We start from the raw sequence: 24,328 nt of genomic DNA, 5'->3' as shown, positions 1-24,328 counted from the left end.
GGTGGGCCGAGCCCCGCTACAGCGCCCGCAGCGCCGCCGCCGTCGACCGGGCCAGGATCGCCAGGTACCCCTTCGGCAGCTTGGGGTCGCGGACCACGACCGTGCGCCAGTACAGCGGCCCCGACATGAGGTCGAGGGCGAGTTCCAGGTCGATCCCCTCGTCCAGCTCGCCCCGCGCCGCAGCCGCCGCCACGATCCCGCTCGCCACTCCCTGCTGCCCCTCCCTCAGCGCCTTCTGCAGCGCCTCCGCGATGTCGGGGTTGCGCGCCGCCTCGGCCTGGAGGTCCGGGATGATCTGACCGGCGACGGGGTGGCGCAGCGCCCGCGAGGTGACCTCGTACAGCAGCCGCAGGTCGCCCTCCAGGGAACCCGTGTCGGGCGCGGGCAGCCCCTGCACCGCTATGGCGGAGACGAGGTCCAGGACGAGGTGCAGCTTCGAACGCCAGCGGCGGTACACGGCCGTCTTGCCGACGCCCGCGCGGCGCGCGATGCCCTCGATGGACATCCGGGCGAAACCGACGGCGGCGAGCTCCTCGAAGACGGCGCCCCGGATCGCCTCGGTCACGTCCTCCCGCAGCACGGCCGCGCCGGCCGGAGCTCTACGACGCGGAGCCTTCCCGGCAGCACTCTCCGCACCCCCGGCGGCACTCGTGGTGTCGGCGTTCGTCGTCATACCGACCAGCATAGGCCGTAGCGACGAAACGGTTGCGTTCCGACGCTCCAAAGCTCTACGCTCCCGTTGCGACGATACGGTCCCGTTCCGACGTAAGCCACTGGCAAAGACCTGGTGGGGAACACGTCAAGGACGGGACCGCGCATCCCACCCCCTGAGCGAAAGCAGCGGATGTGAGCCAGGTCCTCCACACACCGCCCCCGACGCCGGTCCCCCCGGCCGACGATCCCGCGGCGCTCGCCGCCCGGTACGGCCTCAGCGTCAGCGGCGCGCGGCCGACCCTGCGCGAGTACGTCCGTCAGCTGTGGGCGCGGCGCCACTTCATCACCGCCTTCGCCACCGCCAAGCTCACCGCCCAGTACAGCCAGGCGAAGCTCGGCCAGGTCTGGCAGGTGATGAACCCGCTCCTGAACGCGGCGGTCTACTACTTCATCTTCGGTGTGCTGCTCGGCTCCAAGAAGGGTGTGCCGGACTACATCCCGTTCCTGGTCACGGGCGTCTTCATCTGGACCTTCACCCAGAGCTCGATCATGGCGGGGACCCGGGCCATCTCCGGGAACCTCGGCCTGGTGCGCGCCCTGCACTTCCCGCGGGCCGCGCTGCCGGTCTCCTTCGCCCTCCAGCAGCTCCAGCAGCTGCTGTTCTCGATGGTCGCGCTGGTCGTCATCCTGCTCTGCTTCGGCGTTCCGGTGAGCGCGTCGTGGCTGCTCGCCGTGCCCGTCCTGGTGCTGCAGTTCACGTTCAACGCGGGTGTCGCGATGGTGATGGCGCGGATGGGCGCCAAGACCCCGGACATCGCGCAGCTCATGCCGTTCGTACTGCGTACCTGGATGTACGTCTCCGGCGTCATGTGGAGCATCGACAAGGTGCTCAGCAAGGACGATCTGCCCCGGTGGGTGATGGTCGCGCTGGAGAGCAACCCGGCCGCCGTCTACATCGACCTCATGCGCTACGCGCTGATCGACAGCTTCCACGCCCACCAGCTGCCCCCGCACGTGTGGGCGGTGGCGATCGGCTGGGCCGTGGTCGCCGGGGCCGGCGGCTTCATCTACTTCTGGAAGGCCGAGGAGACGTACGGACGTGGCTGACACCCTGACGAAGGAATCCGGGCTCCCGCAGGACGCGGCCCCCGCCGAGGCCCTCATCCCCACCGTCGTCGCCGACGGCGTCGACATCGTCTACCGGGTCAACGGCACCGGCGCCGGGCGCGGCTCGGCGACCGCCGCGCTCAACCGCATGCTGCGCCGCAAGCAGTCCGAGAAGGCCGCGGGCGTGCGCAAGGTGCACGCCGTCAAGAACGTCTCCTTCACCGCCTACCGCGGCGAGGCGATCGGCCTGATCGGGACCAACGGCTCCGGCAAGTCGACCCTGCTCAAGGCGGTCGCCGGCCTCCTCCCGGTGGAGAACGGCAAGATCTACACCGACGGCCAGCCCTCGCTGCTCGGCGTGAACGCCGCCCTGATGAGCGACCTCACAGGCGAGCGGAACGTCTACCTGGGCGGGCTCGCGATGGGCATGTCCCGCGAGCAGATCAAGGAGCGCTACCAGGAGATCGTCGACTTCTCGGGCATCAACGAGAAGGGCGACTTCATCACCCTGCCGATGCGGACCTACTCCTCCGGCATGGCGGCGCGGCTGCGCTTCTCCATCGCGGCGGCCAAGGACCACGACGTGCTGATGATCGACGAGGCGCTGGCCACCGGCGACCGCTCCTTCCAGAAGCGCTCCGAGCAGCGCATCCGCGAGCTGCGCAAGAGCGCGGGCACGGTGTTCCTGGTCAGCCACAACAACAAGTCGATCCGCGACACCTGCGACCGCGTCCTGTGGCTGGAACGCGGTGAGCTGCGGATGGACGGCCCGACCGAAGAGGTCCTCAAGGAGTACGAGAAGTTCACGGGCAAGTAGACGGCCCGGATCAGGGATTCGAGATTCGGGATTCGGCGGGGAGTCGTACACCGTCGGCCGCGGGGAGGACGCGGCCGGCGGCGGGCGGCTCCCCGCGGCCGTGCCCGGCCCGCGCCCCGGCCGCCCGGCCCTCAGCGCTCCAGAAACAGGAACAGCTCCTCCCACCTGCGGACGATCTCGTCGGTCGAGTAGCGCTGGATGTTGACGCGGGCCGCCTCCCCCATACGGTCGCGCAGCCGCTTGTCGGACATCAGGGTGTCGAGGCGGCGGGCGAGCTCCCCGGTGTTGCCCCGGGTGGCGAGCAGACCGTCCTCGCCGTCACGGACGATCTCGTGGACGCCGGGCGCGCAGTCGAAGGCGGCGCACGGCAGGGCGGTGGCCATGGCCTCCATGACGGCGAGCGGGAAGCCCTCGCCGCGTGAGGACAGCACGAAGACGGAGGCGCCGCGCAGCGCGCCCGGCACGTCCGTGGTCGCCCCCATCCACTCCACCGACGCGTCGAGCCCGAGGGACGTGCACTGCTTCCTGAGGATCTCCTCGTCCTCCCCGGAGCCGTAGATCCGCAGGCTCCAGTCGGGGTGGCGCGGCGCCACCTCGGCCCAGGTGTCGAGGAGCATGTCGATGCCCTTCTGGTCGGTCAGCCGGCCGACGCTGACGACGACGTTCGCGGTACGCGGCGAGGGCACCTCGGGCATGAACGGGAGGGGGTTCGGCATGAAGGACGCGTTGTCGAGGCCCTGCCGGATCCACAGGTCGGCGTCCTCACGGGTGAGCGTCAGCATCCGGTCCACGTTGCGGTAGTGCCGCCGTACCCGCCCGAAGCGCGAGGTCACCCGCGAGTAGGCGAAGGACTCGTGGCTCATGCCGATGACGGTCACACCGGCGGTGTCCGCCAGTTTCACCCACTCCATGGCCCACACCTGGGTGACGATCACCACGGCCCCGGGGCGCGCGGCCCGGAACAGCACGCTCAGCTTGGCGGCCTGCTCGCGCATCCCGGCCGCCCGTTCGGCCCGCAGCCTGCGCTCGGCCAGGTCGAGCCGTCCCCTGATGCCGCGCGCGGGGCCGACACGCGGCGGATGGACGTCGTACAACGTGAAGGTGGGGTAGGGGAGTTCGCCGAGTTCCTGGGCAACCTCGGGATCGGTGATGCCGATGACCTTCACCCGGTGGCCGCGTTCGGTGAACAGGCGGGCCATCTGGTGGGACCAGCTGGTCACTCCGCCCAGCTCGTCGACGCTGTTGGAGACGAAGAAGACGTCCCGTCGGGGGTCCGCGGTCACGTGCGCCTCCAGTGGGCGAAGAACTGGTCCACGACGCTCTGCGCGGCGTTCCCCCGGTCGAACTCGCTGAAGTCGGCGGCGAACCGCTCGCGCGGCGCCGCGTACCTCACCCGCTGGTCCTCCAGCGACCCGAGCACGGCGTAGAGCTCGTCCTCGGTGCGGACCACCGGCCCGGGAGCCCGTTCGAGCAGGTCGAAGTAGGTACCGCGGTTCTCGTGCACGTACTCGTCGTAGTCGTAGGTGAAGAAGAACATCGGGCGGTCGAGGAGGGAGTAGTCGAACATCACCGACGAGTAGTCGGTGATCAGGCCGTCGGCGAGGACCAGCAGCGGCGTCACGTCGTGGTGGTCCGTGACGTCGATGACGCGCCCGCGCACGGACGGCGGCAGCACGACGTGGTTGAGGTAGTGCGAGCGGACGAGCAGGACGTACCGGTCACCGAAGGCGTCGGCGAAGCGCTCCACGTCGAAGGGCAGCTCGAACCGCTTCCGCTTTCCGCCGCGTTGCCGGAAGGTCGGCGCGTAGAGCAGCACCTCCTTGTCGGCCGGGATGCCCAGTTCGGCTGCCAGCAAGACCTGTTCGCGTCGGCCGCCGGAGGCCTCCGCGCGACGTCTGGCCCTGACCAGCGCGTCGTTGCGCGGATATCCCACCCGCAACAGGGTCCGCTCCGGGAGTCTGAACGCCCGCGCGAGAGTGCGTACATCGTGTTCGGAACGGATCAGGAACCGGTCGAAGCGGTCGAGGGTGCGCTGCTGCGCGGCCTGCGCGGCACGCGATCTGACCTTCCACCCCGGTTCGTCGAAGCCCATCCGCTTCAGCGCGGACCCGTGCCAGGTCTGCAGATACGTGGTGCCCGGCCGTTTGGTCAGCTTCAGCGGGTAGCTCTGGTTGTCGACCCAGAACTCGGCCTGCGCGAGGGCCTTGAGGTAGGGGATCGACCAGCGGCGCACCAGGGTGGCGTCGGCCGGGAACCCCTCGGGGCTGCCCGCGTACGCCCATACGGCCTCGAACCGCAGCCCCTGCCTGCGCATCTCCTCGTAGATGGCCTTGGGGCTGTCGCTGTACTGCCGGCCCAGGTGGCTCTCGAAGACCACGAGCCCCTTCCGGTGCGGAAGGCGGCTGAACACCTTGTGGTAGAGCCGGAGTTTGGAGCGTCCGGAGGCGAGGTCCCGGCGCCGCGCCCTGGCCTTGCGGTAGCCGGACTTGGCACGCCGCGCGAACCTGCCGCGCATCCCGCGCCGCACGAGCTCGTCGGCCTTCTTGCCCGGCACGAGCCGGTAGGAGAGGTGGCCGCGCGCCGAGATCTCCGGCTCCATGCGGTCGGCGATCAGCCGGGTCAGGCGGGGCCGCACCGGCAGTCCGCCGGCCGGCGGTCCGGTTCCGGTGGCGGTGAGCCGGGTCGTGGTCCGCACACCGTTCACGTCGAGGTGGAGGCGTACGTCCCACACCACGTCCACGACGCCGATGGGCCGCAGCCTCTTGCTGAGCGCGGACGTGGCCTCCCAGGCGACGGCCTCGCCCTCGTGCCGCACCTCGGCCACGGGGAAACGGAAGGTCTGGAAGCGCACACCCGCGCGGCGGGCGTAGAACTCCAGCTCGGCGGAGAGCCGCGCGTCCGCCGGGATCACCCCGAGCGGGTTGGTGACCCGGCCGGCCAGCCGCACGGTGCCGGCGTGCTCCTCGTACCGGGTCAGCGCGTTGCGCAGGAACATCCGCTCGACCGGCTTGGCGTGGTGTCCGAGGTCGGTGACGTCCAGGACGTGGCGGCCGAACGGGTCGTCCTCGATGTGCCGGGCGCACCAGTACACCCGCCCGGCGCGCTCGACGAGCGGTGAGGAGATCTTGTCGCGGTTGATGAGCGTGTCCACGGCGGGCAGCAGGTTGTCCCAGTCGCTCCGGTGCAGGAGGTAGGCGCAGATCGCCTGGATCGGCTCGGTCTCGTCGAAGGCGGCCCGGTCGATCGACCCCAGGTAGGCGCGGGCGATCTCGGCGAACTCGCGCCGGTAGGCGTCGTCACGGGAGGGCAGGTCCCGCAGGTGCAGCACCAGATCGTGCTTGAGCCACTTGACGTCCTTGGCGAACTTCAGCTCGGGCAGGTCGTGCTGGGCGAGCAGCCGGTCCACGCGGCGGTGGATCTCCATGCGGTGCGCGAAGTTGGCGATCTCGTCACGCCGGTTGCTGATGGACCTCGTTCCCGTCGTCCGCGGCCCGTCCACGATCCGCCAGTCGTAGACCCGGTTGGGGATCAGGGTGATCCTGCGGGCGGCGACGTACGCCTGGGCGGAGAAGAGCAGGTCCTCGTAGTGGATACCGACCGGGAACTCCAGGCCCTTCTCCAGCAGGAACCGTCGGCGGTAGCACTTGTTGGTCGACAGGGTGTCGAAGACCAGCAGGTCCGGCAGTTCCGAGACGGACTCCAGGGTGCGGGTGCGCTCGTAGAGCCACGGGTACCACTTGACCTCCTTGCGGCTGCGCGAGTCGACGTGCACCCGCACGCACAGCCCGGAGACGAGGTCGGCGCCGGTGTTCTCGGCGGCCTCCAGCATGTTGCGGCAGGCGTTGCGCTCCAGGACGTCGTCGCTGTCGAGGAAGAGGACGTAGTCACCGCGGGCCTGCCGGATGCCGTGGTTGCGCGGGGCTCCGCAGCCGCCGCTGTTCTCCGGCAGCCGGAAGACGCGGACCCGGTCCGGGTGCGCGGCGGCCAGCCGTTGTGCCGCCGGGTACGAGCCATCGGTGCTCCGGTCGTCCACGATGACGACCTCGACGCTCCGCAGGGTCTGGTCGAGGACGGAGCGCACGGCCGTGGGCAGCCTGTGCTCGTCGTTGTAGACGATCACGATGACGGACACGGCGGGTACGGCTCCGGTTCCGGTGGGCCCGGTCCCGGATGCGTCGGGCGCGCAGCGCTGATCCACTTTCACCCTGTCAAGGGTAGACATTTCCTATCAAATTACACAGGTGGTTGCTCCGTCCGTGGGTCAGTCGGGCAGCCGTGGACCCGGGGCGGGCTCCGGGCGGTCGCCTCCCGTCCGCTCGAACACCCAGGTCCGGTAGACCAGGAACCGGAAGGCCGAGGCCAGCACGATCGACAGCGCCTTGGCCAGGTTGGAGCCGAGCGGACCCCTCATGCCGAGGCCGTGGTAGCCGACGTAGAACAGCGCGCTCTCCATGACGACGCCGATGCCGCTGAAGACGAAGAACAGGAGGATCTGCCGCCGGGTGCGCGAGGCCCGGTCGCGGTAGGCGAAGAAGCGGAAGCCGAGGTAGTTGGTGCCCATGGCCACACAGCTGGCGATGACCGTGGCGGCCATCGGGGCCCATTTCAGACCGTGCAGCAGGAGATTGAAGACGAGGAAGTTGACCGCCACGCCGCTGCCGCCGACGGCCGTGAACCTGAGTACTTCCAGGGCGACCCGACGGGTCCGCGCGAAGGGTCCGGGCGGGCGCGGAGGCGCGGCGCCCGGCGCGGTCCCACCCCTCGGAGAGATTCACAGTCATGATTGTCTCTTTTATCGGCATTAGGTGATCCGGGTCCGGTTTCTCCGTGAGGTCCACGAGAGCCCGGCAAGAAAAGACGAGGGCGCCCCCGGCCTTGTCGGCCGGGGGCGCCCGGGGATCGCGGGGGACGTACGGACTACGCGTGCGTCCGCAGCAGCGTCCGCATCGTGCGCATCGCCACCGAGAGGTTGGCGAGGTCGAACGCGTCGGATCCCTGGATCTCCTCCAGTGTGGTGCGGGCGCGGCCCAGGATCGCCGCGTTCTTCTCCTCCCAGGCCTTGAAGCGCTGCTCCGGGGTCGCGGCGCCGTCGCCGACGGCGAGGACGTCGGAGGTGAGCGAGGCGTGGGCCGCGTACAGGTCCTCACGGATCGAGGCGCGGGCCATGGACTGCCAGCGGTCGGCCCGCGGAAGCTCGATGATGCGGTCCATGAGCTGGGTGATGTTCAGACGGTCGGCGAGGTCGTAGTAGACCTCGGCGACGGCCATCGGGTCCTTGCCCGTGCGGTCGGCCACCGCGACGATGTCCAGCGTCGGGAAGGCCGAGGAGAACCCGGCCACCCGGGTGGCCAGCTCCTCCGGCACGCCCGCGCCCGACAGCTCGTCGAAGATCTGCTGGTACCACTCCAGGTCCGCGCCGCGCAGCAGCTTGGGCAGCTCGCCCCAGACCTGCGCGACCCCCTCGCGGAAGAACGAGATGTTCTCGGCGAGCTGGAGCGGCTGCGGCCGGTTGTTGAGCAGCCAGCGCGTACCGCGCTCGACGAGCCGACGGGAGTGCAGCCGGATCCGGGTCTGGACATCGGCGGCGACGACATTGTCGAGCGCCTCCACCGCGTCCCACACCGCGCTCGACCCGAAGATCGCGCGGGCCGCGGTCTGCGCCCGGACGATCTCCTCCAGGGAGGCACCGGTCTCCTCGCGCAGACGGTGCAGGAAGCTCGTACCGCCCGTGTTGACCGTGTCGTTGACCAGGAGGGTCGTCACGATCTCCCGGCTCAGCGCGTGTCCGCCGATCTGCTCGCGGAACTTCTCCCGCAGCGCCGTCGGGAAGTACTCGAACAGCAGGTTGCGCAGATACGGGTCGTCGGGCAGCGAGGTGGCGAGCAGCTCGTCGGAGACCGTGATCTTCGTGTACGCGAGCAGGACGGCCGTCTCCGGACCGGTCAGCCCCTGACCGGAGTTGAGCCGCTCGCGGATCTGCCGGTCGCTCGGCAGGAACTCCAGGGCCCGGTCGAGGTGGCCCTCCCTGACCAGATGGCGCAGGAAGCGCTGCTGGGCGTGGAGCATGCTCCCGGACTGGGCGAGCGCGTTGGAGATCGCCACGTTCTGCGCGTAGTTGTTGCGCAGCACCAGGTGGCCGACCTCGTCGGTCATCTGGGCGAGCAGCTTGTTGCGCTGCTTGACGGTCAGATCCCCGTTGGCCACCACGGCGTTGAGCAGGATCTTGATGTTCACCTCGTGGTCGGAGGTGTCCACGCCCGCGCTGTTGTCGATGGCGTCGGTGTTCATCCGGCCGCCGTGCTGCGCGAACTCGATCCGGCCGAGCTGGGTCAGGCCCAGGTTGCCGCCCTCGCCGACGACCTTGACCCGCAGGTCGGCGCCGTCGACGCGGATCGCGTCGTTGGCCTTGTCGCCGACGTCCGCGTGCGACTCGGTGGACGCCTTCACATAGGTGCCGATGCCGCCGTTCCACAGCAGGTCGACCGGTGCCTGGAGGATCGCCTTCATCAGGTCGGCGGGGGTCATCTTCGCGACCCCGGCGTCGATGCCGAGGGCCTCGCGGACATGGGAGTTGACCGGGATCGCCTTGGCGGTGCGCGGGAAGACGCCGCCGCCCGCGGAGATCAGCTCCGTGTCGTAGTCGGCCCACGAGGAGCGGGGCAGCTCGAAGAGGCGCCGGCGCTCGGCGTACGAGGTCTCCGCGACCGGGGTCGGGTCGAGGAAGATGTGCCGGTGGTCGAAGGCCGCGACCAGCCTGATGTGCTCGCTGAGCAGCATGCCGTTGCCGAACACGTCACCGGACATGTCGCCGACGCCGACGACGGTGAAGTCCTCGGTCTGGGTGTTCACCCCCAGCTCCCGGAAGTGCCGCTTGACGGACTCCCAGGCCCCGCGGGCGGTGATGCCCATCTTCTTGTGGTCGTAACCGGCCGAACCGCCGGAGGCGAAGGCGTCCCCGAGCCAGAAGTCGTAGCTCTCGGCGACCTCGTTGGCGATGTCCGAGAAGGTGGCGGTGCCCTTGTCGGCGGCGACCACCAGGTAGGTGTCGTCCTCGTCGTGCCGGACGACGTCCGCCGGGGGCACGATCTCACCGGCGACCATGTTGTCGGTGATGTCGAGCAGCGCGGAGATGAAGGTCCGGTAGCTGCGGATGCCCTCCGCGAGCCACGCGTCCCGGTCCACGGACGGGTCGGGCAGCTGCTTGGCGACGAACCCGCCCTTGGCGCCGACCGGCACGATGACGGTGTTCTTCACCATCTGCGCCTTGACCAGCCCGAGGATCTCCGTCCGGAAGTCCTCCCGCCGGTCGGACCAGCGCAGACCTCCGCGCGCGACCTTGCCGAACCGCAGGTGCACACCCTCCACCTTCGGCGAGTACACCCAGATCTCGTACGCGGGGCGCGGCGCCGGCAGGTCCGGGATGGCCTGCGGGTCGAACTTCATGGAGACGTAGCGGTGCTCCCTGCCGTCCTGCGCCTTCTGGAAGAAGTTGGTGCGCAGCGTCGCCTTGATGACGGTGAGGAAGGACCGCAGGATCCGGTCCTCGTCGAGCGAGGCGACCTGGTCCAGGGCGGCGTCCAGCTCCTCCATCAGGGCGTCCGTGAGCTCGACCCCGGCGTGCTGGCGCTCCGGGGACATCCGCGCCTCGAAGAGCGAGACGAGCAGCCGGGTGGTGTGGACGTTGTTGCGGAGGGTGTCCTCCATGTAGTCCTGGCTGAAGGTGGAACCGGCCTGGCGCAGGTACTTGGCGTACGCGCGCAGCACCATCGCCTGCCGCCAGGTCAGCCCGGCGCTCAGCACGAGGGCGTTGAAGCCGTCGTTCTCGGCCTCGCCGATCCAGGTGGCGGCGAACGCCTCCTGGAAGCGCTCGCGGCCGTCGTCGCCGAGGTAGTCGCCGTTGCCGTTGAGGGACTTCGGCAGCCGCAGCCCGAAGTCGTAGATCCACGCCGTGGTGCGGTCCGAGCAGCGCAGTTCGTAGGGGCGCTCGTCGGTGACCTCCACGCCGAGCCGGTTGAGGGCCGGCAGCACCGCGGAGAGGGAGACCTGCTCGCCGGTGCGGTAGATCTTGAAGCGGCGTTCGCCGGGAGCGGCGCCCACCGGCTCGTAGAGGCTGAGCGCGAAGTCCTTGGTGTCGTCGTCGGTGAGCTTCTCCAGGTGGACCAGGTCGGCGACGGCGGCCCGCGGGGTGTGGTCGGCCTTGTAGCCCTCGGGGAAGGCGGCGCCGTAGCGGCGCAGCAGCTCGGCCGCGCGCTCCTCACCGCACTCGGCGTTCAGCGCGTCGGCGAATCCGTCGGCCCAGGACCGGGCGGCCTCGACGAGCCGCACCTCGAGCCTGTCCTTGTCGGCTTCGCTGAGCTGCGCGAGCTCGGTGCCCTGCGGCACCCGGACCACGAAGTGCAGCCGGGAGAGGATCGACTCGGTGTTCCAGGCCGTGAAGTCGACGCTGCTGCCGCCGAGTTCCTCCTTCAGGATGTCGATGATCCGAAGGCGTACGCCGGTGGTGTAGCGGTCGCGCGGGAGGTAGACGAGCGCCGAGTAGTAGCGCCCGTACTCGTCCTGGCGCAGGTAGAGCCGCAGCCGCCGCCGCTCCTGGAGGTAGAGCACGGAGGTGACGATGGAGCGCAGCTCGTCCGGGGGCGTCTGGAAGAGCTCGTCGCGGGGGTACGTCTCCAGGATCTGCAGCAGGTCGCGGCCGTCGTGGCTGTTGGGCGAGAAGCCCGCGCCCCGGAGGACCTCCTCGACCTTGCGGCGGACGACGGGGACGCGCCGTACGGACTCGGTGTAGGCGGCCGAGGAGAACAGGCCGAGGAAGCGCCGCTCGCCGACCACGTTGCCGTCGGCGTCGAACTTCTTCACACCGATGTAGTCGAGGTAGGACGGCCGGTGCACGGTGGCGCGGCTGTTGGCCTTGGTGAGCACCAGGAGCTTGTGCTCGCGGGCCTTGGCGCGGGCGTCGGCGGGCAGCCGCTCGAAGGAGGGGCTCACGGGATGGCTGTCGTCGCCGCCGTGCTGCGGGTCGGAGCGCAGGATGCCGAGCCCGGTCCCGGGCACCGCCGCCAGCACGTCGTCGTCGCGCAGCTCGTACTCGCGGTACCCGAGGAAGGTGAAGTGGTCGTCCGAGAGCCAGCGCAGCAGCTCACGGGCCTCTTCGACCTCCCGGTCGCGCAGGTCGCCCGCGGTCGGCTCGGACGGCAGCTCCTCGGCGATGCGCAGCGAGGCGTCGCGCATCTTCTCCCAGTCCTCGACGGCCTCGCGGACGTCGGACAGCACCCGCAGCAGATCGGCGGTGATCTGCTTCAGGTCGGCCCGGTCGGTCTCGCGGTCGATCTCGACGTGGATCCAGGACTCGACGTACGCGTCGTGCGACAGTTCCTCGGCGACGGGCCGGCCGGGCAGCACCTCGATGAGCTCACCGGTCAGGTCACGTCGTACGGCGAACTGCGGGTGGATGACGAGGTGGATGCCGCGGCCCTGCCGGGACAGCTCGTTGGTGACCGAGTCGACGAGGAAGGGCATGTCGTCGGTCACGACCTCGACGACGGAGTGGCTGGAGGTCCAGCCGTTCTCCTCGACGGTGGGCGTGTGCACGCGGACGCTGGCCGTGCCCTGGGGGCGGTTCTCGGCCAGTCGGTAGTGCGAGAAGGCGGCTCCGAAGACGTCGACCGGGTCGCGGTCGGTCATGTCCTCCGGGGCTGTGTGCAGGTAGTAGCGCTGGAGGAACGCGAGCACGGTCTCCCGGTCGGGGGTGCTCGTGCCCGTCTTCACGGTCGGTAGGTGCCCCCCGACCGGACTGTTCTCAGCTACCCGGGCGGCCCGTTCGAGCAGCTCGGCCTTTGCTTCGTCCAGCTTGGTCTGCATTGTCCTCTGGCTCCTGTCGCGCGCCGTTGCGTGACGTAGAAGGAAGTACGGTCTCTTCTCCGACGTGTCGCCCTGACGCGGGGTGTCCGGTCTGGTCCGACGCTATGCCGCATGGAGAGATGAGCGGGGGGATATCGGCCATGTTCGGCACCCCTGGGGACTGTGACGCTGCTCTCGGCGACGTCCGTCCACGGGGTGTCATCGGCACACGGGGTCCGCTTGCCGCTCCGTCCCGCCCGCGAAGGTCAGCGACTGACGCCCGGTCACGGATGTCGTCCGTGGTCTCCGGGCGCGGGGCAGGGGCGACGGCGCCCCCGCGAGATATCGCGCTGATCACGCCACCAGGCTATCGCTCCTCACCCCGGACTCGTCATGAGCCGTATGTGTACAAAAGCGGGGGGCGAACTTTGACACTCTGCACAGGGGCGAAAGGGGCGGTAACCTGCATTGCGGGCCATGGGGGCGGCTCGCGCGGCCCCCGGTGAGGCGCTGGACGCGGCCCGCACGGCCCCTGACGGGCCCGGGGAGCCGCCCGTGCGGCAGGACCGGCCGCTCGTCCGCGCACCGCCCGCGGCGCCCCGTGAACGGCCGCTCCGGCGACCGCGTGCCGCACGCCCCCTTGGCAAGTCCCTCCCGCGGGAGCACGTTGCCCAGGACGGCTGACGGAACGCACCCACGGCTGACAGAGCGGAGCGACATGGCAGCGAAGATCCTGATCGTCACCGGTGACGCGGCGGAGTCGCTGGAGGTCCTGTACCCCTACCAGCGTCTGCGCGAGGAGGGCTACGAGGTCGACATCGCGGCCCCCACCCGCAAGAAGCTCCAGTTCGTGGTCCACGACTTCGAACCCGGTTTCGACACGTACACCGAGAAGCCCGGTTACACCTGGCCCGCCGATCTCGCCTTCAGCGAGGTCGACCCCGGCCAGTACGTCGCCCTCGTGATCCCGGGCGGCCGCGCACCCGAGTACCTGCGGGGCGACCCCGAACTCCGCAAGATCCTCAGGTCCTTCTTCGAGACGGACAAGCCCGTGGCCCAGATCTGCCACGGACCGCTGCTCACGGCCTCCGTGGACGCCCTGCGCGGGCGCCGGGTCACGGCCTATCCGGCGCTGGAGCCGGACATGCAGACGGCCGGCGCGACCTTCCAGGACGCGGAGGCGGTGGTCGACGGCACGCTCGTCTCGGCCCGCGCCTGGCCGGACCACCCGGGCTGGATGCGGGAGTTCCTCACGGTCCTGCGCGCGAAGGCGCCGGTGACCTGAGTCCGGCGCGGCGACCGGACCGGCGACGCCGGGGCTGTGCGTACGGGGTGCGCGGCGAGCCCGTACGGGGTGTGCGGGCGGCCCGTACGGTCCCCTGGCTGTGGGCGGCGGCATGCCGCTCGCCGTGGCGTCCGGGCGGCCCGGCTTCCCCGTCGTCAAGCCTCCCCGCGGTCGGGCCTCCCCGGTGGGGCCCCGTCGTCAGGCCGCCTGCCGTGCCAGGCGCTCGGCTTCCTCGACCGCCTCGGCCAGGCTGTCCACCACGGGCACGCCCACCTCTTCGAGGCTGACACGGCCGTGCGATCCGCCGGTGTACAGGACGGCCTGCGCCCCCACGTGCCGGGCGGCGACCGCGTCGTCGGCCGCGTCCCCGATCACGACCGTGCGCCGCGGATCGACCCCGGCGAGCGCGCCGATGTGGCGCACCATGTGCTCCGCCTTGCTGCCTCCGGAGGGGCCCGTCCGGCCGTCCACCCGTACGAAGTGCGGCTCGATCCCGAACCCTCTGACCAGCGGGACCAGCTCGTCGTGGACGTACATGCTCAGCAGCGACTGGCTGTGCCCGGCCGACCGCCAGCCGGCCAGCAGCGTCGCCGCGCCCTCGGTCAGCTCACAGGCCGTACGGTGCTGCGCGTAGTACCGGTGGAAGGTCTCGTCCATGATCTCCCACTCGGCGTCCGTAGGCAGCCTCCCCATCAGCCGCTCGTAGAACTTGGGCACCGGGACGCAGTACAGCGCCCGGTACCGCTCCAGCGTGATCGGTGCCAGCCCGAGCTCGGCGAACGCCGCGTTCGTCGCGCCGATGATCGCGGCGTTGTCGTGGAACAGGGTCCCGTTCCAGTCCCACACGATGTGCGCTGCTGCTTCCTGCTTCCCCATACGAAGAACGTACCCGCCTCCACCGACAGCGCCGCGCCGGGCCCGACCGTACGGGGAACGGCCCGCGCGGACGCCGGACGGCTCCGGGAGGGGGCGCCGCGACGACGGTCCCCTCAGTCGCCGAGTCCCACCAGGTTGGGGATCTCCTGCGTCGCGAACCACAGCAGCTCGTGGTCCTCGGCGCCGTCCACGACGAACTGCGCGTCGTCGTCCCCGTGGTCCGCCGCCCCGAGCGCCCGCACGGCCGCGGACACGTCCTCCTCGGCGTCGTCGGCGTCGACATGCACCGCCGCCGCCTTGGCCAGGGGAACCGCTTCCGCCACCCGCACCTCGCCGAGCGCCACCGGGTCGAGCCCCCGGTCAGGATCGGCGACCGCGGCACGGTCGGGCACGTCGACGGCGACGACCACCCGGCGCCGCGCGGTGTCCCGCTCCCCGGCGAGCAGCCGGAGCGAGGCCAGCGCGGCCCGGTTCAGCGCCGCGTACTCGAGCTCCTCGATGTCGTCGGAGACGTACCACTCCCGCAGGGCGGGCGTGACCGCGTACGCCACGACCGGCCCCGGTCCCAATTCCCCCGTCTTGTGCGCCTCGGCGAGGCCGGAGAGGGTCAGGGGGACGTAGACGCGCATGACTGGCCGCTTTCGTAGTCGGGGAGCCCCTGGTCGGCCGGGGCGCCCCCTGGGAGGGTTTCCCGCGCCTCCCGGGAGGGCCTTCAGGATACGTGCGGGCGTCCTCTTTCGGGTCCCGGCCCCGCCCGCCCTCGGCGTCCACGCCCGTCCCCCGATTCACCCGGCGCACCCCTTCCACCGCAAGGCCACCGCGCCCTTGCGTCACCCTGATAAGTGAATCCCCGGAGCCGTCGCCACGCGCGGCGGCCTTCCTTGCGAGCCCCCGCTCCCGCCTCGTACAAGATCTCCGACACGAAAGTTACCGCCCGGTACCGATCGGGCCGCAGCGAGCGGGGACGACGCATGAACAAGGTGATGACCAGGACACAGCGCCGCCCGGGCACCCGCCCGCCCGGCCGCCAGGACTCACGCGGGCCCGGCACCGCCCCGCCCCGCACCCCGGGCGGCGCTCCCCGCAGGGCCCCCGCGGGCAGCCCGCCCCCGCCGCCGCGTACGACCCCGGCACCCTGTCCGCGCGGAACCCTGCGGAGCCCCGCTCCGCGGCCCCGGCCGACCGACCTCTTCGCCGACCTCCTGCTCGCCGTGCTGAGCGGTCAGCGGCCCGTCCACTGCATGCTGCGCCACACCGCGGGCCGCGCCTACGACGAGCTCGCCTGGCTCGCCGAACACGGCCGGCTGCGTACCCGCGGCACCCGGCCGGTCGTCCGCGACATCGGCTACTACGTCCCCCGCCCCGGTGCGATCGAGGCCTTCGCCCGTATCGGCGCGGGCGACCGGACCCGCGCCATGGCCTTCCGCCTGGAACAGGGCCCCGACCTGCGCTGGCGGTGCACGGCGGTGGAGCTGGGCGGCCCCCGCATGCCCCGCGCCGCCGACGACGGCTGAACGCCGCGAAGGGCCGGACACCCAGAGGTGTCCGGCCCTTCGGTCCGTCAGCGCGTCAGGGCGCCGCCGTCACTTCTTGCGGCGGCGGCCGCTGCTCTTCTGCTGCTTGCGGCGCTCCGCGCGGGTGAGGCCGTCGGCCTCGGAGCGCACGGGCTCGTCGTCGTTGTGGAAGTCGCCCTCGACCACGCCGCCCTCACCGTCCACGGTGGGCGCGGAGAAGTGCAGGCGGTCGGGACGCTGCGGAGCGTCGAGCCCCTTGGCGCGGATCTCGGGACGCGCGCCCGCGGGGACGACGTCCTCCTTCTCCAGCGACGGCGCGGCGTCCGCGACCGGGACCTCCTCGACCTGCTGCTCGACCTGGACCTCCAGGTTGAACAGGTAGCCGACCGACTCCTCCTTGATGCCGTCCATCATGGCGCCGAACATGTCGAAGCCCTCGCGCTGGTACTCGACCAGGGGGTCCTTCTGCGCCATGGCGCGCAGACCGATGCCCTCCTGGAGGTAGTCCATCTCGTAGAGGTGCTCACGCCACTTGCGGTCCAGGACGGAGAGCACGACCCGGCGCTCCAGCTCGCGCATGATCTCCGAGCCGAGCTGCTCCTCGCGCGCCGCGTACTGCTCGTGGATGTCGTCCTTCACGGACTCGGAGATGAACTCGGCGGTCAGACCGGCGCGGTCACCGGCCGCCTCCTCCAGCTCGTCGACGGTGGCCTTCACCGGGTAGAGCTGCCGGAAGGCGCCCCACAGACGGTCGAGGTCCCACTCCTCCGCGAAGCCCTCGGCGGTCTCGGCCGCGATGTACGCGTCGATCGTGTCGTCCATGAAGTGCTGGATCTGCTCCTGCAGGTCCTCGCCCTCCAGGACACGGCGGCGCTCGCCGTAGATGACCTCGCGCTGGCGGTTGAGCACCTCGTCGTACTTCAGGACGTTCTTGCGGGTCTCGAAGTTCTGCTGCTCGACCTGCGACTGGGCGGACGCGATCGCGCGGGTGACCATCTTGTTCTCGATCGGCACGTCGTCCGGCACGTTCGCCATCGACATCACGCGCTCGACCATCTGGGCCTTGAAGAGGCGCATCAGGTCGTCGCCGAGGGAGAGGTAGAAGCGCGACTCGCCCGGGTCGCCCTGACGGCCGGAGCGACCGCGCAGCTGGTTGTCGATGCGCCGGGACTCGTGGCGCTCGGTGCCCAGGACGTAGAGCCCGCCGAGGTCCTTGACCTCGTCGTTCTCCGCCTTGACGGCCTGTTCGGCCTTCTCCAGGGCGGCGGGCAGCGCGGCGGCCCACTCCTCGATGTGCTCCTCGGGGTCGAGACCGCGCTGGCGCAGCTCGGCCTCGGCGAGGTCCTCGGGGTTGCCGCCGAGCTTGATGTCGGTGCCTCGGCCGGCCATGTTCGTGGCGACCGTCACCGCGCCCCGGCGGCCCGCCTGGGCGACGATCGTGGCCTCACGGTCGTGCTGCTTGGCGTTCAGCACCTCGTGCTGGATGCCGCGCTTGGAGAGCTGCTGCGAGAGGTACTCGGACTTCTCGACCGACGTCGTGCCGACGAGGATCGGCTGGCCCTTCTCGTGCTTCTCCGCGATGTCGTCGACCACCGCGTCGAACTTGGCCACCTCGGTGCGGTAGATCAGGTCCGACTGGTCCTTGCGGACCATGGGCTTGTTGGTCGGGATCGGGACGACGCCGAGCTTGTAGATCTGGTGGAACTCGGCGGCCTCGGTCATCGCCGTACCGGTCATGCCGGACAGCTTGCCGTAGAGGCGGAAGAAGTTCTGCAGGGTGATCGTGGCGAGGGTCTGGTTCTCGTCCTTGATGTCCACCCCTTCCTTCGCCTCGATCGCCTGGTGCATGCCCTCGTTGTAACGGCGGCCGGCGAGGATACGGCCGGTGTGCTCGTCGACGATCATGACTTCGCCGTCGATGACGACGTAGTCCTTGTCCTTCTTGAAGAGTTCCTTGGCCTTGATGGCGTTGTTCAGGTAACCGACGAGCGGGGTGTTCACCGACTCGTACAGGTTGTCGATACCCAGCCAGTCCTCGACCTTGGCCACACCGGGCTCGTGGATGGCGACGGTGCGCTTCTTCTCGTCGACCTCGTAGTCGCCGGTCTCCTCGATGCCCTTGAGCGGGTTGCCGGCCTCGCCCTTCTTCAGGCGGGTGACCAGCTTGGCGAAGTCGCCGTACCACTTGGTGGCCTGGTCGGCCGGGCCGGAGATGATCAGCGGCGTACGGGCCTCGTCGACGAGGATGGAGTCGACCTCGTCGACGATCGCGAAGTTGTGACCGCGCTGGACGAGTTCGTCCTGGGCCCACGCCATGTTGTCGCGCAGGTAGTCGAAGCCGAACTCGTTGTTCGTGCCGTAGGTGATGTCGCACGCGTACTGCTCGCGGCGCTCGGCCGGCGTCATGTTGGCCAGGATGCAGCCGACGGTCAGGCCCAGGAACTTGTGGACCCGGCCCATCATTTCGGAGTCGCGCTCGGCCAGGTAGTCGTTGACCGTGATGAGGTGGACGCCGTCTCCGGAGAGGGCGTTCAGATACGCGGGCAGCGTGCCGACGAGGGTCTTGCCCTCACCGGTCTTCATCTCCGCGACATAGCCGAGGTGGAGCGCGGCGCCACCCATCATCTGCACGTCGTAGTGACGCTGTCCGAGGACGCGCTTGGCGGCCTCGCGGACCGTGGCGAACGCCTCGGGCAGCAGGTCGTCGAGGCTCTCGCCGTCGGCGTACCGCTGCTTGTACTCATCGGTGAGGGCCCGCAGCTCGGCGTCGGAGAGGTCGACGAAGTCCTCTTCGATGGAGTTGACCTGGTCCGCGATGCGGTGCAGCTTGCGCAGGATCTTGCCTTCGCCTGCACGCATGATCTTCGAGAGGACGGACACGGGGGTTTGTCTCCTTGCCGGTCGGGCCTGGGACGGTCGGTTTCAATGGCGGTGTCAAGAGCAGCTTGAGCAACGGCCATCGTAAGCGAGGACCCCACCGCGCCGGGAGGTCTGCCCACGACAGCCACTAGGACAACGGACGGAGGTCGCGGAAGGTGCCGCGCCCACGCAGCGAAAAGTAACCGAAGCATCACCCACGGCAAAGGAATGGCGCCCTCGCGGCAGCCCGAGCAGAATCGGCCGATGGACCCCGTCACGCTCACCACCGACCGCCTGCTCCTGCGCACCGTGGGCGCGCACGACACCGACGCCGTGTTCGACGCCGTCCAGGATGCCGACATCCAGCGCTGGACCACCATCCCCTCGCCCTACCTCCGCGAGCACGCGGAGGGGTTCACGGGCCAGATGGTGCCCGAGGGCTGGGCCGACGGCTCCATGTTCACCTTCGGCGTCTTCCTCCCCTCCGGCGAGCTGGTGGGCATGCTCGGCATCACGATGCGCTCCCTGGGCGTCGGCGAGGTCGGGTTCTGGGCCGCGAAGCAGCACCGCGGCAACGGCTACCTCACCGAGGCCACCGTCGCCGCCTCCCGCTGGGCGTTCACCAGCCTCGCCGTCGACCGTGTCGAATGGCGCGCCGAGGTCGGCAACCGCGCCTCGCGCGGCGTGGCCGAACGCGCCGGCTTCACCGTGGAGGGCACCCTCCGCTCCGCCCTCAACAACAAGGGCGTACGCCGGGACTGCTGGATCGGCTCCCTGCTCCCCTCGGACCTGGGCCTGCCCTCGACGGCGCCGTACCTCCCGGCACCCCCCGACCCCTCGGACACCTGAAATCCGCCCCGATCGGCGGGGGCCTCGCTGGGACCGGTAGGGCCGGTGAGCCTGGTGAAAGGCTGGTGCGGACGACGCCCGCGGCAGACCGAGGCGGGCTCCGCGGCCCACGGACCAGAGGCGGGCTCCGCGGCCCACGGACACGGGTCCGATCCCGGCTGTCAGTGCCACCGCCTATCGTGCGGGCATGACGAGTCTCCCGCGTCCCGCCACCGACCTCTCCGCCGACGAGGCCCGCCGCATCGCCCTGCGCGCCCAGGGTTTCCTGGGCGCCCCGGACCGCAGGTCCGGCGTCCGCGGCGTCCTGCGGCACCTGGGCGCGGTCCAGCTCGACACGATCTCGGTCCTCGCCCGCTCCCACGAGCTCATCCCGTACGCCCGGCTGGGCGCGGTGGGCCGCAGGACGGTGGACGAGGCGTACTGGACCCCGGCCGCCGCCGGCGCGCCGCACGCCTTCGAGTACTGGTCCCACGCGGCCTGCATCCTGCCCATCGAGGAGTGGCCCCACTTCGCCTTCCGCCGCCGCGCGTACCGCGCCCGCCCGCACTGGAACCACGACCTGCCGGACGGTGTCTACGAGCAGGTCGTCAAGCAGCTCCGTACCGAAGGCCCCCTCACGGCCACGGACTTGGGCGGCGCGAAGAGGACCAGCGAGTGGTGGGACTGGTCGGGCACGAAGGTCGCCGTGGAGCGCGCGCTGATGTACGGCGAGGTGGTGTGCACCGAGCGCCGCGGCTGGAAGCGGGTCTACGACCTCGCGGAGCGCGCCGTGCCCGACGCCCTGCTCCACGACGAGCTGGACGACGCGGAGTGCCTGCGCCGTCTGGTCGGCCTGGCGGGCCGTTCCCTGGGTGTCGGCACCCGCGCGGACATCGCCGACTACCACCGCCTCAAGGGCGAGCAGGTCGACGCGGTGATCGCGGACTCGGGGCTGGTGCCGGTGACCGTGGAGGGCTGGGGCAAACCGGCGTGGGCCGATCCGGCGGCCCTGGAGACATCCCCGCGCGGCCGTCACCGTACGACGCTCCTGTCGCCGTTCGACTCACTCGTCTGGGAGCGGGCCCGGACGGAGCGCATCTTCGGCTTCACCCACCGCCTGGAGGCGTACACCCCCAAGCCGAAGCGGATCCACGGCTATTTCGCGATGCCGGTCCTGGCCGGCGGCCGGCTCGTCGGCCGGGTGGATCCCGCCCGGGAGGGGCGCACCCTGGTCGCCAAGCAGGTGACCGTGGACGGCGCCAAGGCGGTCCCCGCGGTGGCCCAGGCCCTGGTGGAGGCGGCGAGCTGGGTGGACTGCACGAACGTGCGCGTGGAGCGGGTGGACGCGCCCGAGCTGCGCGACCCGCTGACGAGAGAGCTGACGCGCGCCCTCGGATGACGGCACCGGCGCGGCGGCGGACCCCGGGGTCCCGGTCACCGGCGCGGCCCGGGGCCCGGGCGGGACGCCGCCGGTCAGCGGATCTCGAGGATCTTCTCCCGCATCGCGTACACCACCGCTTCCATCCTGGAGTGCAGCTGCAGCTTCTCCAGGATGTTGCGCACGTGGTTCTTCACCGTGTTCTCGGAGATGAACAACTCCTTGGCGATGTCCCGGTTGTTCATTCCGGTCGCCACGAGCTTGAGGACTTCCAGTTCACGATCGGTGAGCCGCGGCGCGGGCACCAGCCGGCGCTCGTCGGTCCGCTGGATCATCGACTTGAACTCGGTGAGGAGTTTCGACGCCATCGAAGGGCTGATCTGCGACTGTCCGTCGGCCACCGCACGAATGGCCGTGGCCACCTCGTCGGTGGAGATCTCCTTGAGGAGGTATCCGGTCGCACCGGCCTTGATCGCGTCGTAGAGGTCGGCCTCCTCGTCGCTGATCGTCAGCATGATGATCTTCGCGCTGGGGGCCACCTCCTTGATGGAGGTGCACGCCTCGATGCCGCCCCGTTTCGGCATGCGTACGTCCATCAGGACGATGTCCGGGAGCAGGTCGGCCGCCTTGTCGACCGCCTCCGCCCCGTCGCCCGCCTCGCCGACGACCTGGATGTCCTCCTCGGCCGCGAGCACGATCTCCAGACCGCGGCGGAAGAGGGCGTGGTCGTCCACGACGAGGACACGGATGGGCTCCTTGCGTGAGGCACCCGCGTCCGGGCCCATGCCGGCCCCGCCGTCGGCATCCTCGACACGCATCGGTCCGAAGCTGTCCGCCATCGTTCCTCCCCCTGAAGGCCGTGGCCCGTGTTCCTGTGCCATCGCCAACCCAAGGCAACGGCCCCCCGGTTGGGGCCGGTTCGGCCATGATTCCATGCCCGGGCGACAGCGGGGTGACAGAGCGGGTCGCGAAGTGGTCGCACACCGGTGCCCCTGGGGGCGCACGCGCGCACCAGGGGCACCGGCTCAGTCGTCATCAGGGCGGGTCTAGCCGCCGAGCGCACCACCCGGCGCGTCCGATCCGGCCTGGGTGACCATCGGGTCCGTACTGAGGTGGATCACGCCGTAGTCGTACGCGTGCCGCCGATAGACGACACTCGGCTCCTTGGTCTCGGAGTCGACGAACAGATAGAAGTCGTGCCCGACCAGCTCCATCTCGTAGAGCGCCTGGTCGAGCGTCATCGGGGCGGCCACGTGGGTCTTCTCCCGGACGACGAGGGGCCCTTCTCCCATGACCTCCAGGGAGCCGATCTTCTTGGTCGGCACGCCGTCGGGCTCGTCCTCGCGGACGACCGTCCCGTTCCCGTTCAGAGTCGCGGCGCCCGGGACGTGGTCGGCGACCTCGGCTGCCGAGAGCCGGCCGTTGCCACGGCGGGTGTAGCGCTTGTCGTGCTGCTTGCGCAGCCGGGCTTCGAGCTTGTCCGCCGCCAGGTCGAGTGCTGCGTACGGGTCGCTCGCCGCCGCCTCCGCCCGGATCACCGGACCGCGGGAGCGGAGCGTGATCTCCACTCGGTCACAACGGTCGGCCTGCCGGGGGTTGGGCTCCTTGGACACCTCGACGTCGAGGCTGATCACCTTGCCATCGAGCTTCTGGATCTTCTCCAGCTTCAGCTTCTCGGCCACGTGCTTGCGGAACCGCTCTGGCACCTCGGTCTTGCGGCCCTTGACGACGATGTCCACGCAGAACTCCGTTCCCGGATAGCCCCGCTCCACAGGCGGAGCATCTCCCTTTTGCACCAGATCCCGGTGAGCCCCGGGACCTCGGACTCGGTGACTTTCACCTCCTCCTCCCCCATGGGCAAGATCTACACCCCATGGCGGGCGGGTGATTCAGAAACCCGCAGCACGGCATTCGGATATACGAGGTGTGGCCGGCGCCATTGCCTCTCAACCCGAACATATCTCGCCCGGACGGATGTCGTCACCCTCTACTGCGGCGTACCTCCGTTCAGGTGAATTGACCTGGTCATTACCAGCAACGATGGAAGTTCCCAGTCAGTTCCGGTTGATTTCGAAACCATCCGGTGAAGCGGCGACCACGGCCGCGCGGATCAAGACGCCGGCTCCACTTCTGTCCGTCCTTTCGGGGGCTGCCGGTTTCCGGTCCTCGCGCTCTTCCGTTGCCTCGGTCATCCGTTTCCCCGCTCGTCTCCTGATCCGTTCCCCCGTTGCTTCCCCGGGTTCCGTCCTGTATGCCTCGACGTCCGTCATCGCCACCCGTACGGCGCGCGCCGCCTCCGCCAGGGAGGCTCCCGTCGTCATCAGGTCGTCCACCAGCACCACCCGTCCGGCGCCCGCGAGCAGCCGGCCGCCGCCGGTGGCGACCTCCAGCGCACCCGCGAGATTGCTCATCCGCTGGCGGGAGTTGAGGCCCGCCTGGTCGGCCACGACACGTCGCTGCCGCAGTACCGCCAGCACCCGGACCGGCGCTCCCGCGCGCCGCAGCTCCCCGGCGGCGGCGAGGGCGATCCGGCGTGCCGGGTCGTGACCGCGCGCCCGCACCGACCGCCGCGAGGAGGGCACCGGAATCAGCAGCACGGGGCCCCGCCCGCCGCCGGGCGCCGGCGGTCCGCCCTTCCCCTTCAGGGGCCCGTCCGAGCCCGCCCCGTGCGGGAGCGGGGCCGGGAGGCGCCGGTGTCCCAGAGCCGCCCTCACAGCCCCCGCCAGGGCCGTTCCCAGTGGTGTCGCCAGTGTCAGTACCCCCCGTTCCTTGTGCGCGAGGAGTGCCGCGCGCACCTCGTCCTCGTACGGGGCCGCCGCGTGCACGACCGGCAGCCCGCGCGGAGCCGGATCCGGGCGCACCCGGCGCGGCGCGGCGCCGCTCAGGGCTGCACGGCACTCCGGGCAGAGCACCGTGCGAGGTCTCCCGCAGCCTCCGCACTCGGCCGGCAGCACCAGGTCGGTGAGGTCCTGCCACCACGCCCGCATGTCCCCCACTGTGCCAACACCGCGGCCGACCGGCCACCCCTGTGGACAACCGCCTGTGGACAACCGGACACCCGTCACTCGCGGGGCTGACCGCCGCCCGACACGGCCGGAGCACCGGCCGTGTCGGCGGCACCAGCCGGCGGCGCCCCGGAGAACCCGGAGAACCCGGAGAACCCGGAGAACGCA

General features: G+C 70.5%; 17 protein-coding genes. 6 read left to right on the top strand and 11 right to left on the bottom strand.

The features are described 5' to 3' along the window. Positions 1–16 precede the first annotated feature (16 nt). Positions 17–685: a TetR/AcrR family transcriptional regulator gene (locus OG776_RS25380; RefSeq protein ID WP_148008678.1), complete on the bottom strand. Its 669-nt coding sequence runs from the start codon at positions 683–685 to the stop codon at positions 17–19. Between the two features lie 161 nt (positions 686–846). On the opposite strand from OG776_RS25380, the gene OG776_RS25375 reads away from it, so the two are divergent. Together OG776_RS25375 and OG776_RS25370 are read left to right on the top strand one after the other, a co-directional pair. After that, positions 847–1,761, top strand: a complete 915-nt coding sequence (locus OG776_RS25375) for an ABC transporter permease (protein WP_148008679.1) — start codon at positions 847–849, stop codon at positions 1,759–1,761. A 4-nt stretch (positions 1,762–1,765) separates the two neighbouring features. Then, on the top strand, positions 1,766–2,578 hold the full coding sequence (locus tag OG776_RS25370) for an ABC transporter ATP-binding protein (protein ID WP_329323761.1): 813 nt from the start codon (positions 1,766–1,768) through the stop codon (positions 2,576–2,578). 131 nt (positions 2,579–2,709) lie between these two features. On the opposite strand, the gene OG776_RS25365 is transcribed toward OG776_RS25370, so the two are convergent. From OG776_RS25365 to OG776_RS25350, 4 genes are all read right to left on the bottom strand, one after another. Then, entirely contained in the window at positions 2,710–3,861 is a 1,152-nt protein-coding gene (locus OG776_RS25365; protein ID WP_261994485.1) for a glycosyltransferase, read from the bottom strand. Then, positions 3,858–6,710 carry a bifunctional glycosyltransferase/CDP-glycerol:glycerophosphate glycerophosphotransferase gene (locus tag OG776_RS25360; protein WP_329326522.1) on the bottom strand — a complete coding sequence of 951 codons (2,853 nt, stop codon included), beginning with the start codon at positions 6,708–6,710 and terminating at the stop codon, positions 3,858–3,860. The genes OG776_RS25365 and OG776_RS25360 overlap by 4 nt, the downstream gene beginning before the upstream one ends. Before the next feature lie 129 nt (positions 6,711–6,839). Further along, on the bottom strand, positions 6,840–7,229 hold the full coding sequence (locus OG776_RS25355) for a GtrA family protein (protein ID WP_329322569.1): 390 nt from the start codon (positions 7,227–7,229) through the stop codon (positions 6,840–6,842). 266 nt (positions 7,230–7,495) lie between these two features. Further along, positions 7,496–12,436 (bottom strand): NAD-glutamate dehydrogenase, encoded by a 4,941-nt coding sequence (locus OG776_RS25350; protein WP_148008682.1) that lies wholly within the window; start codon positions 12,434–12,436, stop codon positions 7,496–7,498. A 697-nt stretch (positions 12,437–13,133) separates the two neighbouring features. On the opposite strand from OG776_RS25350, the gene OG776_RS25345 reads away from it, so the two are divergent. Next, positions 13,134–13,700 (top strand): DJ-1/PfpI family protein, encoded by a 567-nt coding sequence (locus OG776_RS25345; protein ID WP_148008683.1) that lies wholly within the window; start codon positions 13,134–13,136, stop codon positions 13,698–13,700. Between the two features lie 198 nt (positions 13,701–13,898). Here the strand turns inward: OG776_RS25345 and OG776_RS25340 are convergent, their stop codons facing one another. Both OG776_RS25340 and OG776_RS25335 read right to left on the bottom strand, forming a co-directional pair. Continuing rightward, positions 13,899–14,576: an HAD family hydrolase gene (locus tag OG776_RS25340; RefSeq protein ID WP_329322568.1), complete on the bottom strand. Its 678-nt coding sequence runs from the start codon at positions 14,574–14,576 to the stop codon at positions 13,899–13,901. A gap of 113 nt (positions 14,577–14,689) precedes the next feature. After that, positions 14,690–15,205 (bottom strand): DUF6912 family protein, encoded by a 516-nt coding sequence (locus tag OG776_RS25335; protein WP_148008685.1) that lies wholly within the window; start codon positions 15,203–15,205, stop codon positions 14,690–14,692. Positions 15,206–15,547: 342 nt separating this feature from the next. Between OG776_RS25335 and OG776_RS25330 the strand changes: the two genes are divergently transcribed. Then, positions 15,548–16,090, top strand: a complete 543-nt coding sequence (locus tag OG776_RS25330; protein WP_329322567.1) for an Rv3235 family protein — start codon at positions 15,548–15,550, stop codon at positions 16,088–16,090. Positions 16,091–16,159: 69 nt separating this feature from the next. Here the strand turns inward: OG776_RS25330 and secA are convergent, their stop codons facing one another. Next, entirely contained in the window at positions 16,160–18,970 is a 2,811-nt protein-coding gene (secA, locus tag OG776_RS25325) for a preprotein translocase subunit SecA (protein ID WP_148008686.1), read from the bottom strand. Positions 18,971–19,213: 243 nt separating this feature from the next. Here secA and OG776_RS25320 point away from each other — a divergent pair, with 243 nt between their 5' ends. Beyond that, the gene (locus OG776_RS25320; RefSeq protein WP_148008687.1) at positions 19,214–19,798 is read left to right on the top strand and encodes a GNAT family N-acetyltransferase; all 585 of its coding nucleotides are present in this window, start codon (positions 19,214–19,216) and stop codon (positions 19,796–19,798) included. Positions 19,799–19,985: 187 nt separating this feature from the next. After that, positions 19,986–21,176, top strand: coding sequence for a winged helix-turn-helix domain-containing protein (locus tag OG776_RS25315; protein ID WP_148008688.1), 1,191 nt, complete (start codon positions 19,986–19,988; stop codon positions 21,174–21,176). A 74-nt stretch (positions 21,177–21,250) separates the two neighbouring features. Here the strand turns inward: OG776_RS25315 and OG776_RS25310 are convergent, their stop codons facing one another. The 3 genes from OG776_RS25310 to OG776_RS25300 form a co-directional block, all read right to left on the bottom strand. Next, positions 21,251–21,994 carry a response regulator gene (locus OG776_RS25310; RefSeq protein WP_148008689.1) on the bottom strand — a complete coding sequence of 248 codons (744 nt, stop codon included), beginning with the start codon at positions 21,992–21,994 and terminating at the stop codon, positions 21,251–21,253. Positions 21,995–22,201: 207 nt separating this feature from the next. Then, the gene (gene hpf, locus OG776_RS25305; RefSeq protein ID WP_382650765.1) at positions 22,202–22,894 is read right to left on the bottom strand and encodes a ribosome hibernation-promoting factor, HPF/YfiA family; all 693 of its coding nucleotides are present in this window, start codon (positions 22,892–22,894) and stop codon (positions 22,202–22,204) included. A gap of 315 nt (positions 22,895–23,209) precedes the next feature. Next, positions 23,210–24,142 carry a ComF family protein gene (locus tag OG776_RS25300; RefSeq protein WP_329322566.1) on the bottom strand — a complete coding sequence of 311 codons (933 nt, stop codon included), beginning with the start codon at positions 24,140–24,142 and terminating at the stop codon, positions 23,210–23,212. Between the last annotated feature and the right edge of the window lie 186 nt (positions 24,143–24,328).

The sequence above is a fragment of the Streptomyces sp. NBC_01689 genome, from assembly GCF_036250675.1.
GTDB lineage: Bacteria > Actinomycetota > Actinomycetes > Streptomycetales > Streptomycetaceae > Streptomyces.
Note: the sequence above shows the minus strand (reverse complement) of the source record. Positions and strands in the feature narration are given on the sequence as shown.